The organism is Streptomyces sp. NPDC021093 (assembly GCF_044333135.1).
Classification (GTDB): domain Bacteria; phylum Actinomycetota; class Actinomycetes; order Streptomycetales; family Streptomycetaceae; genus Streptomyces.
The window spans coordinates 503,483-517,581 of the sequence record NZ_JBIRQJ010000005.1 but is presented as its reverse complement, the minus strand read 5'-3'; the positions used below and the strand labels follow the sequence as shown (position 1 = coordinate 517,581).

The window sequence follows — 14,099 nt, the reverse complement described above, 5'->3', positions numbered from 1 at the left end:
CCCGGACTTCGCCCGCCGTCTTCACCCGAACGAGTGGTCGGAGCCGGAGGCCGCCGCATATCGTCGGCCCCATGAGTGATCACGTGCACGATCTGGCCCTGCTGGACGCCGCGACCGACCGGCTGCTCGCCTCCGCCGCCAAGCTGGACAACGCCTCCGTCGCCGAACCGTCACGGCTGCCCGGCTGGAGCCGCGGCCACGTACTGGCCCACCTGGCCCGCAACGCCGACGCCCTGCGGAACGTCCTCGCGGGCCGCCCCATGTACGAGAGCGCCGAGGCGCGCGACGGCGACATCGACCGCGACGCCCCGCGCCCCCTCGACGTACAGCTGGCCGACGTGCGGGCGACGGCCGATCGCTTCCGGCAGACCACCGACGAGAGCGCCGACTGGGACCGCACCGTGGAGCTGCGCAACGGCGTGACCGACTCGGCATCGCGGGTGCCCTTCCGGCGGCTGATCGAGATCGAGCTGCACCACGTCGACCTGGGGATCGGGTACGAGCTGGAGGACCTCGCCGACGAGTTCACCGGGCGCGAGATCGCCTTCCTCACGGACCGCTTCTCGGGGAACGGGAGCGTGGCCGCCACGACGCTCACCGCCGCCGACGGACGGCAGTGGACCACCGGGCGCGGCGACGGCCCCGCCGTGACCGTGACGGGCGGGGCCGCCGACCTCCTGGGGTGGCTCGCGGGCCGCCGCGACGGCGCCGCGCTGACCGCCGTCGGGGGCCCGCTCCCCGTACTCCCGTCGCTGTAGCGGCCGCTATAGGGTGCGCGGTATGACGTACAGCGGAGCGGTGAAGGTCGGCGGACCGGCGGATGTGCACGAGCTCAGGGACCTGATGATCTCGAAGGTCGCGGTCGGGGCGATGAACAACAACGCGTATCTGTTGCGCTGCCGGGACACCGGCGAGCAGCTGCTGATCGACGCCGCGGCGGAGCCGCACACGCTGCTGTCGCTGATCGGCGACGACTCCGTCGCGTCCGTCGTCACCACCCACCGGCACGGCGACCACTGGCAGGCCCTCGAAGAGGTCGTGGCGGCCACCGGTGCCCGCACCTTCGCCGGGCGGTACGACGCGGAGGGCATCCCCGTCGCGACGGACGTGCCTCTTGAGGACGGCGACACCGTGCGGGTGGGACGCGTGGAGCTGACCGCGCGGCACATCGTCGGGCACACCCCGGGCAGCATCGTCCTCGTCTACGACGACCCGCACGGCCACCCGCACGTCTTCACCGGCGACTGCCTCTTCCCCGGCGGGGTGGGCAACACCTTCGGCGACGCGGCCGCGTTCGTCTCGCTGATCGACGACGTCGAGCAGAAGATCTTCGGCGGGCTGCCGGACGAGTCGTGGGTCTACCCGGGCCACGGCGACGACACCACGCTCGGCGCCGAGCGCCCGCACCTCGCCGAATGGCGCGGGCGCGGCTGGTAGAACCGCCGCACGACTTTCGGCACGGCCCTCCCGGTGGCCCGTCTTCCGCAGCATGGTGGACACCAGGGAGGGCCGACCTGTGAAGACGTCCCGTGCCGTCGCAACCGCCGCACCGCTCCTCGCGCTTGTCCTCCTGCTCACCCTGGTCCTCCTGCTGGGCGGCTGCACGCAGCCGCCCAGCACACGGCCGCCCGCCGGCCCGCCGTCGGACGGGACGCCCGGCGCACTGTCCGCGCAGGACGCCGCGAAGCTCAGGTCGCTCCGCAAGGTGGACGACCATCCGCTGTGGCAGCTGCGGTTCGAGGGCACGTACGACCGGCTGCGGGAGGTCTCGCCGCCCCCGGTGCCGCCCGACGCGGGCTTCGGCTGCTCGCTGTTCCTCGCGGCGGGCGACCGGACGGATCCGCGGTTCGCGCGGAACTTCGACTGGCGGCACGGCCCGGCGCTGCTGCTGTTCACCGACCCGCCGGACGGCTACGCCTCGGTGTCCGTCGTCGACACCACCTACCTCGGGCTCACCTCCGCCGCCGACTTCACCACCGCGCGCGGCAGACGCGGCCTGCTGCAGGCCCCGTTGCTGCCCTTCGACGGCATGAACAGCAAAGGGCTGGCCGTCGGCTTCGCCTCCGTGGACCGCGCCGAAGGGCCCAAGGCCCGTACGAAGGTGGGCAGTACGCGCATCCAGCGGATCGCCCTCGACAAGGCGGCCACCGTCACCGAGGCCCTGAAGCTCTTCGAGACGTACGAGATCGACTTCACCGACAGTCCCCCACTGCACTACTTCCTCGCCGACGCGACAGGCGATTCGGCCGTGGTCGAACTCGTCGGCGGGAAGATCCTGGTCGCCGAGCGCGGCCGCCGGCCCTGGAACGGCGCCGTCAACTTCACGTTCGCCGACACCCCCGCCGCACGGCGCCTGGACGACCCCCGGTACGGCGCCGCGGCGAAATCCCTCAACGAGGCGCGCGGCGCGCTCAGTACGGACCAGTCGGTCGGCCTGCTGCGCACCGTCGCCCAGTCGCACACCCAGTGGTCCGTCGTGTACGGCATGAAGTCCGGCAGGGTCACGCTGGTGACGGGGCAGCGCTGGGGTACGCGGCACGAGTTCACGCTCCCCATGGAGTGATCTTCCCCGGCGAGTCGGTACGACTAGTCCGGAGCACCTCTTGAGGACACCGAGGGTCGGGTAACCAGGCCGGATGCGCACTTCGAAACCACCCGGCAAGCCGTCCATGCTCCGGCTCGCCACCGCCTCCCTCGCCGGGACCGCCATCGAGTTCTACGACTTCGCCATCTACGGAACGGCCGCGGCCCTCGTCCTCGGCCCGCTCTTCTTCCCGTCCTTCTCGCCCCTGGCGGGCACCCTCGCCGCCTTCGGCACCTTCGGCGTCGGCTTCCTGGCCCGACCGATCGGCGCGGTCGTCTTCGGGCACGTCGGCGACCGCTTCGGCCGACGGCCCGTCCTCTTCTCGTCGCTGGTCCTCACCGGGGTGACGACCGTCGCCGTCGGCTGTCTGCCCACGTACGACGCGATCGGCATCCTCGCGCCGGTCCTGCTGCTCCTGCTGCGCTTCCTCCAGGGGCTCGGGCTCGGCGGCGAGTGGGGCGGGGCGGTCCTGCTGACCGTGGAGCACGCGCCCGCGCACCGCCGTGCGCTGTGGGCGAGCTTTCCGCAGACCGGGCCCTCGATCGGGTTCCTGCTGGCCAACGGGGTGATGCTGGCGATGTCCGCCGTGCTGACGGACGCGCAGTTCACCTCGTGGGGGTGGCGGGTGCCGTTCTGGGCGGCGGGCGTGCTCGCCGTCGCGGGGCTGCTGCTGCGGTCGTCCCTTGAGGAGACACCGGACTTCAGGGAGCTGGCGGCGAAGGGCGAGCGGGCCGGGGCGCCGTTCGCAGAGATCGTACGGAACCACTGGCGGCTGGTGCTGCTGACGGCGGGCGCGCTGTCCCTGGGGTACGCGCTGGTCTACACGATGTCGACCTGGTCCCTGTCGTACGGCACGGAGCGCCTCGGTGTGGACCGCACGGTGATGCTGGGCTGCATCATGGCCGCGGTGTTCCTGAAGGGGCCGATGATCCCGGTGGCGGCGCTCGTCGGCGAGCGGTACGGGCGGCGGCCGATGTGTCTGGCCGGCTGCACGATCAGCGCACTGTGGATCTTCCCGATGATGGGGCTGCTGTCGACGGGGCAGCCGCTGCTGATGTTCCTCGGGTTCCTGGGCGGTTCGCTGTCGTTCGCGGCGATGTTCTCCGTCGTGGGCGCGTATCTGCCGGAGCTGTACGAGCCCCGGGTGCGCTGCACGGGGGCGGCGGTCGGCTACAACCTGGCGGGGGTGCTGGGCGGTGCGCTGACGCCGATCATCGCGACGGCGCTGTCCCGGGGCGACGGGCCGCCGTGGGGCGTGGCCGCGTACCTGACGGGCATGGCGCTGCTCAGCCTGGGGTGCTTCGCGCTGCTGCCGGAGACCCGGCCGGTGGCCGCCCGGACCGTCGAGGCGGAGGCGGCTCCTGCCTGAGCCGCCGCCTCCACGAGGCTGCGCCGCCACCTCTATGAGGCGGCGGCGGGCCCGGACGTACAGACAAGCGGCGGGGGGGGGGGGGGGGGGGGGGCCGCCCCCCCGCGCGGGGGGGGGGGGGGGGGGGGGGGGCCCCCCGGGCCCGGGGGGCGGGGGGGGCCCCCTGGGGCCCCCGCCCCGCCCGGGCGGGGGCCCCCCCCCGGGGGGCGGGGGGGGGGGCCCGGGGGCGCCCCCCCCGGGGGGGGGGGCCCCCCCGGCCCCCCCCCCCGCCGCTTGTCGTTGCGCGCAGGGTCAGGAGTCGATCGGGGACTTGTCCGACGGGGTCACGTCCGACTTCGCGGCGGCCTCGGCCGCCTCCCGCTGCTCGGTCTTCTTGTTGGCGAGCAGGCTGGTGATCGTGGTGACGACCAGGACCCCACAGATGACGGAGAGCGAGACCGCGATGGAGATCTCGGGGACCTTCACACCGTTCTCGTGGAGTGCGTGCAGCACCAGCTTGACGCCGATGAAGCCGAGGATCACGGACAGGCCGTAGCTGAGGTGGACCAGCTTCTTGAGCAGGCCGCCGATCAGGAAGTACAGCTGGCGCAGACCCATCAGCGCGAAGGCGTTCGCGGTGAAGACGATGTACGGGTCCTGGGTGAGGCCGAAGATCGCCGGGATCGAGTCCAGGGCGAACAGCACGTCGGTCATGCCGATGGCGAGCATGACGACCATGAGCGGCGTCAGGATGCGCTTGCCGTTCCTCTGGATGAAGAGCTTCGTGCCGTGGTACTGGTCGGCGACGCCGAACTTCTTCTCGATCTTCTTGAGCAGGAGGTTCTCCTCGGGTGCCTCCGCCTCCTCACCGGCACGTGCTTCCTGGACGAGCTTCCAGGCGGTGTAGATGAGGAACGCGCCGAAGATGTAGAAGACCCACGAGAAGTTGGCGATGACCGCGGCTCCGGCGGCGATGAAGATCGCCCGCAGCACCAGTGCGATCAGTACGCCGATCAGCAGCACCCGCTGCTGGAGGTGGGAGGGCACCGAGAACTTCGCCATGATCAGGACGAAGACGAAGAGGTTGTCGACGCTCAGGGACTTCTCGGTGATGAAGCCCGCGAAGAACTCGCCGGACGCCTGGGTCTGGCCGAACACCAGCAGGCCGAGTCCGAAGATCACGGCCAGCGCGATCCAGACGACCGTCCAGATGCCCGCTTCCTTGGTCGAGACGTCGTGGGGCTTGCGCCCGATGAAGAAGTCCACACCGATCAGGGCCGCAAGGGCCAGGATGGTGAAGATCCACGTGCTCAATGAAACGTCCACTGCGCCTCCGGCAGATAGCTACGGCAACTCAATCAGCGTCGTCGCTGCCGGAGGTCTCTTCCACCCGAGCCGCTCTGTGGCGTGTCATCGGGCCGATGCCCCGGGACCGATGGCGGTCCGTATTGACGGGTACATCGCAGGCCGGGAGTACTCCCCTCCGCTCTCACGAGAGTACAGGAAGTACCAAGAAATGGTAAAGCGATTGCTGATGCAGCCAACGAATGACCAGGTCAGAGGCTATTTATTAAAACTTGGCAATCAGCGCCCAAGGGCCCGACGGGCCACCGCCACCTGGCTGAGCACGTTCCACAGCAGCTGCCCGGCGGGCGGCGCGAGCAGGGGTTCGTACGTCCAGGCGTGGCCCACCCACGGGTCGGCGAGGTGCGCGTCGGGCACCGGGGTGAGGCGCAGCAGCGAACGCCACAGCGGGTCGAGCACCGGCCCGTACGCGCTGGCGTCCTCCCGGTCGGCCACCATCATGAGGTGGACGCCGACGGAGGGGCCCTCGTCGGCGAGGTAGCGCAGTTGGGTGACGGCGCGGTCGTCGAAGCCGTGCGGGAAGTCGTTGACGATCAGGAGCTGCTCGGCGGTGTCCAGGTGCGGCGGCAGCGCGTCGGACGCACCTGCCCTGATCGCCATCTGCACGAGGTCCACGCGCTCGGTCAGCTTGGCCAGTACGGCACTGACGCCCTGGGCCCCGAGGGCGGGCGGCGAGTCCAGCGCGCCCGACTTGACCAGGGGCGCGAGCGCGGCGGACGCGGAGCCCGCCGGGTCGATGACGTGCACGGTGAACTCGCCCGCCGGGTACGCCCCGAGGAGCCGGGTGGCGTGGACGACGGCGGTGTCCACGGAGAGGCGGCGGAGCTCGTCGGTGTCCATCATCATCGCCGCCTCGGAACCGGTCCGTCCGGCGTCGATCCACAGACCGCGCTCCAGCGGCAGCCTGACGAGCAGCGGAATGTGCAGTTCGGGGCACTCGGGCAGGTGCAGGTCGCCGATGCGCAGTGCCATCGGGATCTCCATGGGGACCCGGTAGGACTGCCAGGCGGTGTTGTCCCAGCGCGCGAAGGACGGCGGGAGGGCGGGCTCGACGACCTCGGACTCGGCGACGAGCTGGGCGACGTCGCGGTCCAGGACGGCGCGGGCCTGCTCGACGAGGGCGTCGCGCTTGGCGCGGGCGCTCGCGCGGGCGAGGTCACCGGTGGAGCCGATGCGGCTGCGGGGGTCGGAGAGGACCTTGTCGAGCTCCTGCTCCAAGCGGGACTCGGCGAAGTCGACGGCACTGCGGTAGGCGGCGGCGGTACGGGCCAGGTCCTCGAACATGCCCCAGACCTGGTTGTAGAGCCGCTCCTCCATGGACCAGCCGGACGCGTCGCCGGCCACGGGACGCGGGGGCCTGCCGGGCTCGTCCGGCCGGGTGGGCGCGGGCGGCTGCGCGGGAGGGGCCGCCGGGGGCGGAGCCGGCTGTGCCGTCGGCCTGCGGCGGGGGTGGCTGTAGTTGACGGGACCGCCGGTCCTGGCCGGCGGGTCCTGCGGTGCGGCCGACCGCTCGGGCGGGCTCGCCCCCGGCGGGACGCCGGGGACGGACGGTGCTCCGGAGGCGGACGGCACGCCAGGGGTGGGCTGCGGCCCGGTGGCCGGAGCGGTGGGCTCGGCGCCGGCGGCCTCGTGGCGTACCGCGTCCGGGGGCGCCGCCCCCTGGCGGGCCGCGGGCGGGGTGCGGCGGGCCCGGTCCCCGTCAGGGGTACGGGGCGGGGGCGCGGCCACCGACCGGGCGAGACCCCGGCCGACCGCTTCCTGGATGGTGGCGGCCAGCTCGCGGGCCTGTGGGAGGCCCTGGTCGGCGAGCATCTCGGCGAGGCCGCCCGCGTATCCCTGGCCGACGGCCCGGACCTTCCAGGCGTCGCCCCGGCGGTAGAGCTCCAGGGCGACGACGGCGGACTCGGCGTCAAGGCCGGTGAGGGTGAAGGTGGCGACCTCGGCGCCGTCCAGGCCCGTCACGGCGACGAAGGGTGCGGCGACCGCGCCGAAGCGGGCCGGGAAGCCCACGGCGGAGGGCAGCGCGAGGAGCACGTTCACCCGGTGGACGTCAGCGGGCAGCGCGCCCAGGTCGACGGCGAGCCGGTGGTCGGCGGCGGCCTGCCGGGACACTTCGAGGCCCGGCAGCTGGTGCGAGCCGGGGTGGGCCACCCGCTCGACGCCCCGCACGGTGCCCTGCTCGTCGCCGAGCGTGGCTCCGGCGACGACCGGCTGGCCGGCCGAGATCCGGATCTCGCAACGGGCCTGGGGCAAGGGGTGGTTCTGCCCCCGGACCAGCTCGGCCGTCATCGTCTTTCTCCCCCGCCGTCGGTGTGCGCTGCTGTGCACGTGGTGCTGTGCGTGGTGCTGTGCATGCGGTGCAGCTCCCGACGGCTGGAAGCCTCCGGGAGCTGCGGTGTTGCCGTGGCACCGGACTGTCGTGGCACCGGCTGCCGTAGAAGCGTGCGTGCTACAGGTGCGGCAGGATCGACGGCATCAGGTCCTGGAAGGTGCGGCCGTTGGCCGGGTTCCCGAGGGCCGTCATCTGCCAGCCCGCACCGGCACGGTGCACCTTCGCCATGATCTGCGCGGTGTACTGGCCGCCGCCGTCGAGGGTGTAGCGGGCCAGTTCCTGGCCGTTGGTCTCGTCGACGATGCGGCAGAACGCGTTCTGCACTTCCTGGAACGTCTGGCCGGTGAAGGAGTTCACCGTGAAGACGATCTGGTCGATGTGCACCGGGACGCGCTGGAGGTCGACGAGGATCGACTCGTCGTCGCCGCCCGAGCCGGCGCCGCCGACCAGGTTGTCACCGGTGTGCTTCACGGAACCGTCGTCGCTGACCAGGTGCCGGAAGAAGACGACGTCCACCGGCTGCTTGTCGGCGAACAGCACCGCCGACGCGTCGAGGTCGACCTCGCGGGTGCGCGAGCCGAACAGACCGCGGCGCGGCGCCGCCTGCCAGCCGAGCCCCATCCGCACCGCGGTCAGGGTTCCCCCGTCGCTCTTCTGCAGGCTGATGGCCTGGCCCTTGGTCATGTTGACCGTCACGCGCTACCCCTCTCCACAAACTCACCCGACCGCCCGTGTGTGCGGTTGTGCAGCACCCTACGCAGTCCGCCCGACGGGGTCGCAACTCCGGTGCGTTTTGTGTCGGTCCTGCAACACTCCGCGACGCGACCGCCGCACGACGCACCGGAGCCCTCGCCCGGCTCCTCCGTCAGGCCTGTCCCGCCTCCCTCATCATCCGCAGCTCCTTCTTGAGCTCGCCGACCTCGTCGCGCAGCCGGGCGGCCACCTCGAACTGGAGCTCCGCCGCGGCGGACCGCATCCGGTCGGTCATCTCCTCGATCTGCTGGGCCAGTTCGGCCGCCGGGCGGTCGGTGAGGACCTCGGCACCCTTCTTGCCCTTCGCCGCCTTCGCGGCCTTGCCGCCGAGCGCCGGGACCGGGGCCTTGGCGTCCTTGCCCGTCTTCGGCTTCCGGTAGTCGGTGCCGAGCAGTTCCTCGGTGTCGACCTCTTCGCGGGCGATCGTCGCGACGATGTCGTTGATCTTCTTGCGGAGCGGCTGCGGGTCGATCCCGTGCTCCTTGTTGTACGCGACCTGCTTCTCGCGGCGGCGGTTGGTCTCGTCGATCGCCTTGGCCATCGCCGGGGTGATCCGGTCCGCGTACATGTGGACCTCGCCGGAGACGTTGCGCGCCGCGCGGCCGATGGTCTGGATCAGGGAGGTCCCGGAGCGCAGGAAGCCCTCCTTGTCGGCGTCGAGGATCGCCACCAGGGACACCTCGGGCAGGTCGAGGCCCTCGCGGAGCAGGTTGATGCCGACCAGGACGTCGTACTCACCGGCGCGCAGTTCGCGCAGCAGCTCGATGCGGCGCAGGGTGTCGACGTCGCTGTGCAGGTAGCGGACCTGGATGCCCAGTTCGAGGAAGTAGTCGGTGAGGTCCTCGGCCATCTTCTTGGTGAGCGTGGTGACCAGGACGCGCTCGTCCTTCTCGGTGCGCTTCCTGATCTCGTGCACCAGGTCGTCGATCTGGCCCTCGGTCGACTTGACGACGACCTCCGGGTCGACGAGTCCCGTCGGGCGGATGATCTGCTCCACGAAGCCGTCGCCGCGCGAGAGTTCGTACGTGCCCGGGGTGGCGGACAGGTAGACGGTCTGGCCGATCCGCTTCTGGAACTCCTCCCACTTCAGCGGCCGGTTGTCCATCGCGGACGGCAGCCGGAAGCCGTGGTCGACCAGCGTCCGCTTGCGGGAGGCGTCGCCCTCGTACATCGCGCCGATCTGGGGGACGGTGACGTGCGACTCGTCGAGGACCAGCAGGAAGTCCTCGGGGAAGTAGTCGAGGAGGGTGTGCGGGGCGGTGCCCGGCTCACGGCCGTCGAAGTGCATCGAGTAGTTCTCGATGCCGGAGCAGCTGCCGATCTCTCGGAGCATCTCCAGGTCGTAGGTGGTGCGCATACGGAGCCGCTGGGCCTCCAGCATCTTGCCCTGCTTCTCCAGCTCGGCGAGGCGGTCCGCCAGCTCCTTCTCGATGCCGTTGACCGCCTTCTCCATGCGCTCGGGGCCCGCCACGTAGTGGCTGGCGGGGAAGACGTAGAGGCTGCTCTCCTCGCTGATGACCTCGCCGGTGAGCGGGTGCAGCGTGGACAGGGCCTCGATCTCGTCGCCGAACATCTCGATGCGGACGGCCAGTTCCTCGTACACCGGGAAGATCTCGATGGTGTCGCCGCGCACCCGGAAAGTGCCGCGGGCGAACGCCATGTCGTTGCGGTTGTACTGGATGTCGACGAAGCGGCGCAGCAGGGCGTCGCGGTCGATCTCCTCGCCGACCTTGAGAGTGACCATGCGGTCCACGTACTCCTGCGGCGTGCCCAGGCCGTAGATGCAGGAGACGGAGGCGACCACGATGACGTCGCGGCGGGTGAGCAGCGAGTTCGTCGCGGAGTGGCGCAGCCGCTCGACCTCCTCGTTGATCGAGGAGTCCTTCTCGATGTAGGTGTCCGACTGCGGGACGTACGCCTCGGGCTGGTAGTAGTCGTAGTACGAGACGAAGTACTCGACCGCGTTGTTCGGCAGGAGTTCGCGGAACTCGTTCGCCAGCTGGGCGGCGAGGGTCTTGTTGGGCGCCATGACGAGCGTGGGGCGCTGGAGCTTCTCGATCATCCAGGCGGTCGTCGCCGACTTGCCGGTGCCGGTCGCACCCAGCAGGACGACATCCTTCTCACCTGCGCGAATGCGCTTCTCCAGCTCGGCGATGGCCGCCGGCTGGTCACCGCTGGGCTGGTAGGGACTGACGACCTCGAAGGGCGCCACCGTACGTTCGATCTTGGAAACGGGCCGCATGCAACCACCGTACGACCCACCACTGACATCACGCGGCGACCGCGGGTCCGGGGCGGGCACAGCGGGGCCGGGAAGAGGTCCGGCGGGTCCCGGGCGGGGCCGGCGCGCGTGCCCGTTCGCCCAGTCCGCCGAAGTTGTGTCTCCGTACCGGATCTGTCACGGGGCGTAATGTCCGGGTGCGTCCGATCGTTCACCGCATGGCCATTCTTCCCCTGTTCCGCGTTGGCGCGCAGATGTCACGCTCGGTCGCCCGGGCCGTCTCGCGCAAGGAGAACTCCATGCTCACACTCGTTGTCGCCGCCACCCTCACCGCGCTCGCGGGCGGTACCGCCGGTGTCGTCCAGCCCGCTGCGGGCCCCGTCGGAACGACGTCGTCCGGCCCCGTCGTGTTCGCCCACCGCGGCGCCTCCGCGTACGCGCCGGAGAACACCCTGACCGCCGTCGACCGGGCCGACCGGCTGGGCATCGACTGGGTGGAGAACGACGTCCAGCGCACCAGGGACGGCGAGCTGGTGATCGTCCACGACGACTCCCTGGCCCGCACCACCGACGTGGAGCAGGTCTTCCCGGGGCGCGCCCCGTGGAAGGTCAAGGACTTCACGGCCGCCGAGATCCGCAGACTCGACGCGGGCAGCTGGTTCGGCGCGGACTACGCGGGCACGCGCGTGCCGACGCTGAAGCAGTATCTGAAGCGGGTCGACAAGAACCGGCAGAAGCTGCTGATGGAGGTCAAGAACCCGGCCCTCTACCCCGGCATCGAGAAGGACGTCCTCAAGGTGCTGCGCAAGGAGGGCTGGCTGGACCGCGACCACGTGCGGTCCCGGCTGGTCGTGCAGAGCTTCGACGCGGCGAGCGTGCAGGCCGTCCACCGGCAGCGGTCCGACCTGACCACCGGGTTCCTCGGCACGCCCGCCGTCGCCGACCTGCCGAAGTACGCGGCGTACACCGACCAGATCAACCCGCAGCACGGCACGATCACCAAGGAGTACGTGGCGGCCGTGCACCGGCTGAAGGGCGCGCACGGGAAGCGGCTGAAGGTGAACGCCTGGACCGTCGACGACGCGGTGAACGCGAAGAAGGTCAAGGACTTCGGCGTGGACGGGATCATCAGCAACAAGCCGGACGTCGTACGGGACGCGACGCGCCGCTGAGCGGCCGCCGAGGAGCGGGTGCCGTCGAGGAGCGGGTGAGGGACCGCCGAGGAGCGGGTGAGGGGCCGGGGGAAGCCGCGCCGACCAGCTGCTCACCAGCCTCTTTCCGCAGGCCGGGGCCCGTTGTCAGTGCCCGGTCGTACGGTGGTGGACGTGAACAGCATGGAGCCACGTACGAGTTGTGTCGAGTGGGCCGTCGTCGACAGCGACATCGGCCCGCTCCTGCTGGCCGCGACCGACGCGGGACTGGTGAGCGTGGTCTTCCACGCGGACGAGAAGGTCCGCGGGAAGGCCCTGGAGATGCTGGCGGCGCGGCTCGGGGCCGAGCTCGTCGAGGTGCCCGAGCCGATACCCGCGTCGAGCCGGCTGGCCGAGCCGGTCCGCCAGTTCGCGGCCTACTTCGCGGGCACGCTGCGGAAGTTCGACCTCCCGCTGGACTGGTCGCTGATCTCGGGCTTCAACCGGCAGGTGCTGCGCGAACTGAACGACGGCGTTCCGTACGGCGCGGTCGTCGGGTACGGCGACCTGGCCGCCAGGGTCGGGCAGCCGGGCGCGGCGCAGGCCGTCGGGGCGGCGATGGGGGCGAATCCGCTGCCCGTGGTGGTGCCGTGCCACCGCGTGGTGGAGAGCGACGGCGGCCTCGGCGGGTTCGGCGGCGGCCTGGAGACCAAGCGGGTCCTGCTGGCGCTGGAGGGGGTGCTGCCGCAGCCGCTGTTCTGAGCCCGGGCGCTCGGGAGGGGCGCGGTCCGGATCCCTTGATGCGAGGGGCTCGATTATCTGGTGCCCTGGGGGGTACGGGCTGGCACACTGCGGCGGTGACGACATTCTTTGACAAGTACACGTACACATCTGGCCCCGTTTCGGTGACCGGGGCCCTCGGCGGAGAGGCGTGTACGAAGTGAGCACCACGGACAGGAACGACCGCCCCGAGGACACCGGGGCCGTCGGGGCCACCGGGCGCCCCGAAGCCGAGGGCGTGCCGGGCACCGGCGACTCCGACCCCGCTGCCGGAGGCCTGGTCGCGGACACCGTGCCGGTGCCCCCGCCGGCGACGCCACCCCCGGTGACTGCAGCCGAGCTGCCCGCGCTCCAGCGCCGTACCACCGCCGTACTGGTCATCAGCCAGATCCTGGGCGGCCTCGGCGTCCCCATCGGCATCACCCTCGCGCCCGTCCTCGCCACGGAGATCGGCGGCACCGAGGCCGTGTCCGGGCTGGCTCCGACCGCTTCCGTGGTGGGCACGGCGCTGTTGTCCGTACCGCTCGCCTCCTTGATGACGCAGCGCGGACGGCGGCCCGGTTTCGTCCTCGCGTACCTGATCGGAGCGCTCGGGGCCGCCCTCGTCGTGGTCGCCTCTCTCGCGGAGAGCTTCCCGCTGCTGCTGCTCGGCATGGCCGGGTTCGGTGCGGCATCCCTCGCGAATCTCCAGGCCCGGTTCGCCGCGGCCGACCTGGCCACCCCCGACCGGCGTGCCAGGGCGATCTCCACGGTGGTGTGGGCGACGACCATCGGTGCGGTGCTCGGCCCGAACATCGCGGCCCCGGCCGGGCGCCTCTTCTCCGGCACCTCCATACCCGTGACGGCGGCCCCGTTCGTGTGGGCCGCCGGCATCTTCCTGATCACGGGGGTGGTCGTCGCCGTACTGATGCGCCCGGACCCGTTGCTGACCGCGCGGGCGCTGTCCCCGCAGGAGGACGACACGGCCGCGAGCCGCTCGCTGAAGGCGGGCGTCGCCGCCGTGAAGGCGTCCCCGCGGGCCCGCCTCGCCCTGGTGACGGTCGCCGTCACGCACACCGCGATGGTGTCGATCATGACGATGACGCCCGTGCACCTGGGGCACCACGGCGCAGGCCTGCAACTGGTGGGGCTGGTGATCAGCGGCCACATCGCGGGGATGTACGCGTTCTCCCCGGTCATGGGATGGCTCGCGGACCAGCTCGGGCGACTGTCCGTGATCGGTCTCGCGGGCGGACTGCTGGCGGTCGCCGCCCTGCTCGCAGGCACCTCCGGCGGCAGCCACGGGCAGACCGCCGCCGGTCTCTTCGTACTGGGCCTGGGCTGGTCGGCCGGTCTGGTCTCGGGTTCCGCGCTGCTCACGGACTCCGTGCCGCAGCCCGCGCGCGCCGCCGTGCAGGGCCTGTCCGACCTGACGATGAACTCGGCGGCGGCCGTCGGCGGTGCGGCGGCGGGGCTGATCGTCGCGCAGGCGGGCTACGGGTGGCTGAACGCGGCCGGCGCCCTCCTGCTGGTGCCGATGGCGGCGCTGGCGCTGTTCACTGCGCGTACGACGAAGCAGGCGTGAGCCGCCGGGGGGCTCCCGTGGT

Annotated in this window: 11 protein-coding genes; 7 read left to right on the top strand and 4 right to left on the bottom strand. The window is 71.6% G+C overall.

The genetic code is table 11. The features are described 5' to 3' along the window. The first annotated feature begins 71 nt into the window (after positions 1–71). From ACH4SP_RS18250 to ACH4SP_RS18235, 4 genes are all read left to right on the top strand, one after another. Entirely contained in the window at positions 72–758 is a 687-nt protein-coding gene (locus ACH4SP_RS18250; RefSeq protein ID WP_398415966.1) for a maleylpyruvate isomerase family mycothiol-dependent enzyme, read from the top strand. A 22-nt stretch (positions 759–780) separates the two neighbouring features. After that, positions 781–1,437 (top strand): MBL fold metallo-hydrolase, encoded by a 657-nt coding sequence (locus ACH4SP_RS18245; RefSeq protein WP_398415964.1) that lies wholly within the window; start codon positions 781–783, stop codon positions 1,435–1,437. Positions 1,438–1,516: 79 nt separating this feature from the next. Further along, a complete protein-coding gene (locus ACH4SP_RS18240) occupies positions 1,517–2,563 on the top strand; it encodes a carcinine hydrolase/isopenicillin-N N-acyltransferase family protein (RefSeq protein WP_398415962.1) in 1,047 nt (348 codons plus the stop codon). Between the two features lie 106 nt (positions 2,564–2,669). Then, the gene (locus tag ACH4SP_RS18235; RefSeq protein WP_398416325.1) at positions 2,670–3,953 is read left to right on the top strand and encodes an MFS transporter; all 1,284 of its coding nucleotides are present in this window, start codon (positions 2,670–2,672) and stop codon (positions 3,951–3,953) included. A gap of 291 nt (positions 3,954–4,244) precedes the next feature. Here the strand turns inward: ACH4SP_RS18235 and ACH4SP_RS18230 are convergent, their stop codons facing one another. From ACH4SP_RS18230 to uvrB, 4 genes are all read right to left on the bottom strand, one after another. Continuing rightward, positions 4,245–5,258, bottom strand: a complete 1,014-nt coding sequence (locus ACH4SP_RS18230; RefSeq protein WP_398415960.1) for a TerC family protein — start codon at positions 5,256–5,258, stop codon at positions 4,245–4,247. 258 nt (positions 5,259–5,516) lie between these two features. Beyond that, the gene (locus ACH4SP_RS18225) at positions 5,517–7,586 is read right to left on the bottom strand and encodes a TerD family protein (protein ID WP_398415958.1); all 2,070 of its coding nucleotides are present in this window, start codon (positions 7,584–7,586) and stop codon (positions 5,517–5,519) included. Positions 7,587–7,746: 160 nt separating this feature from the next. After that, the gene (locus ACH4SP_RS18220) at positions 7,747–8,325 is read right to left on the bottom strand and encodes a TerD family protein (protein ID WP_398415957.1); all 579 of its coding nucleotides are present in this window, start codon (positions 8,323–8,325) and stop codon (positions 7,747–7,749) included. Positions 8,326–8,494: 169 nt separating this feature from the next. Then, a complete protein-coding gene (gene uvrB, locus ACH4SP_RS18215) occupies positions 8,495–10,624 on the bottom strand; it encodes an excinuclease ABC subunit UvrB (protein WP_398415954.1) in 2,130 nt (709 codons plus the stop codon). Between the two features lie 278 nt (positions 10,625–10,902). Here uvrB and ACH4SP_RS18210 point away from each other — a divergent pair, with 278 nt between their 5' ends. The 3 genes from ACH4SP_RS18210 (at position 10,903) to ACH4SP_RS18200 (ending at position 14,077) form a co-directional block, all read left to right on the top strand. Continuing rightward, positions 10,903–11,775: a glycerophosphodiester phosphodiesterase gene (locus tag ACH4SP_RS18210; RefSeq protein ID WP_398415952.1), complete on the top strand. Its 873-nt coding sequence runs from the start codon at positions 10,903–10,905 to the stop codon at positions 11,773–11,775. A gap of 162 nt (positions 11,776–11,937) precedes the next feature. After that, positions 11,938–12,495 (top strand): methylated-DNA--[protein]-cysteine S-methyltransferase, encoded by a 558-nt coding sequence (locus ACH4SP_RS18205; RefSeq protein WP_398416322.1) that lies wholly within the window; start codon positions 11,938–11,940, stop codon positions 12,493–12,495. 310 nt (positions 12,496–12,805) lie between these two features. Then, positions 12,806–14,077, top strand: a complete 1,272-nt coding sequence (locus ACH4SP_RS18200; RefSeq protein ID WP_398416320.1) for an MFS transporter — start codon at positions 12,806–12,808, stop codon at positions 14,075–14,077. Positions 14,078–14,099 lie beyond the last annotated feature (22 nt).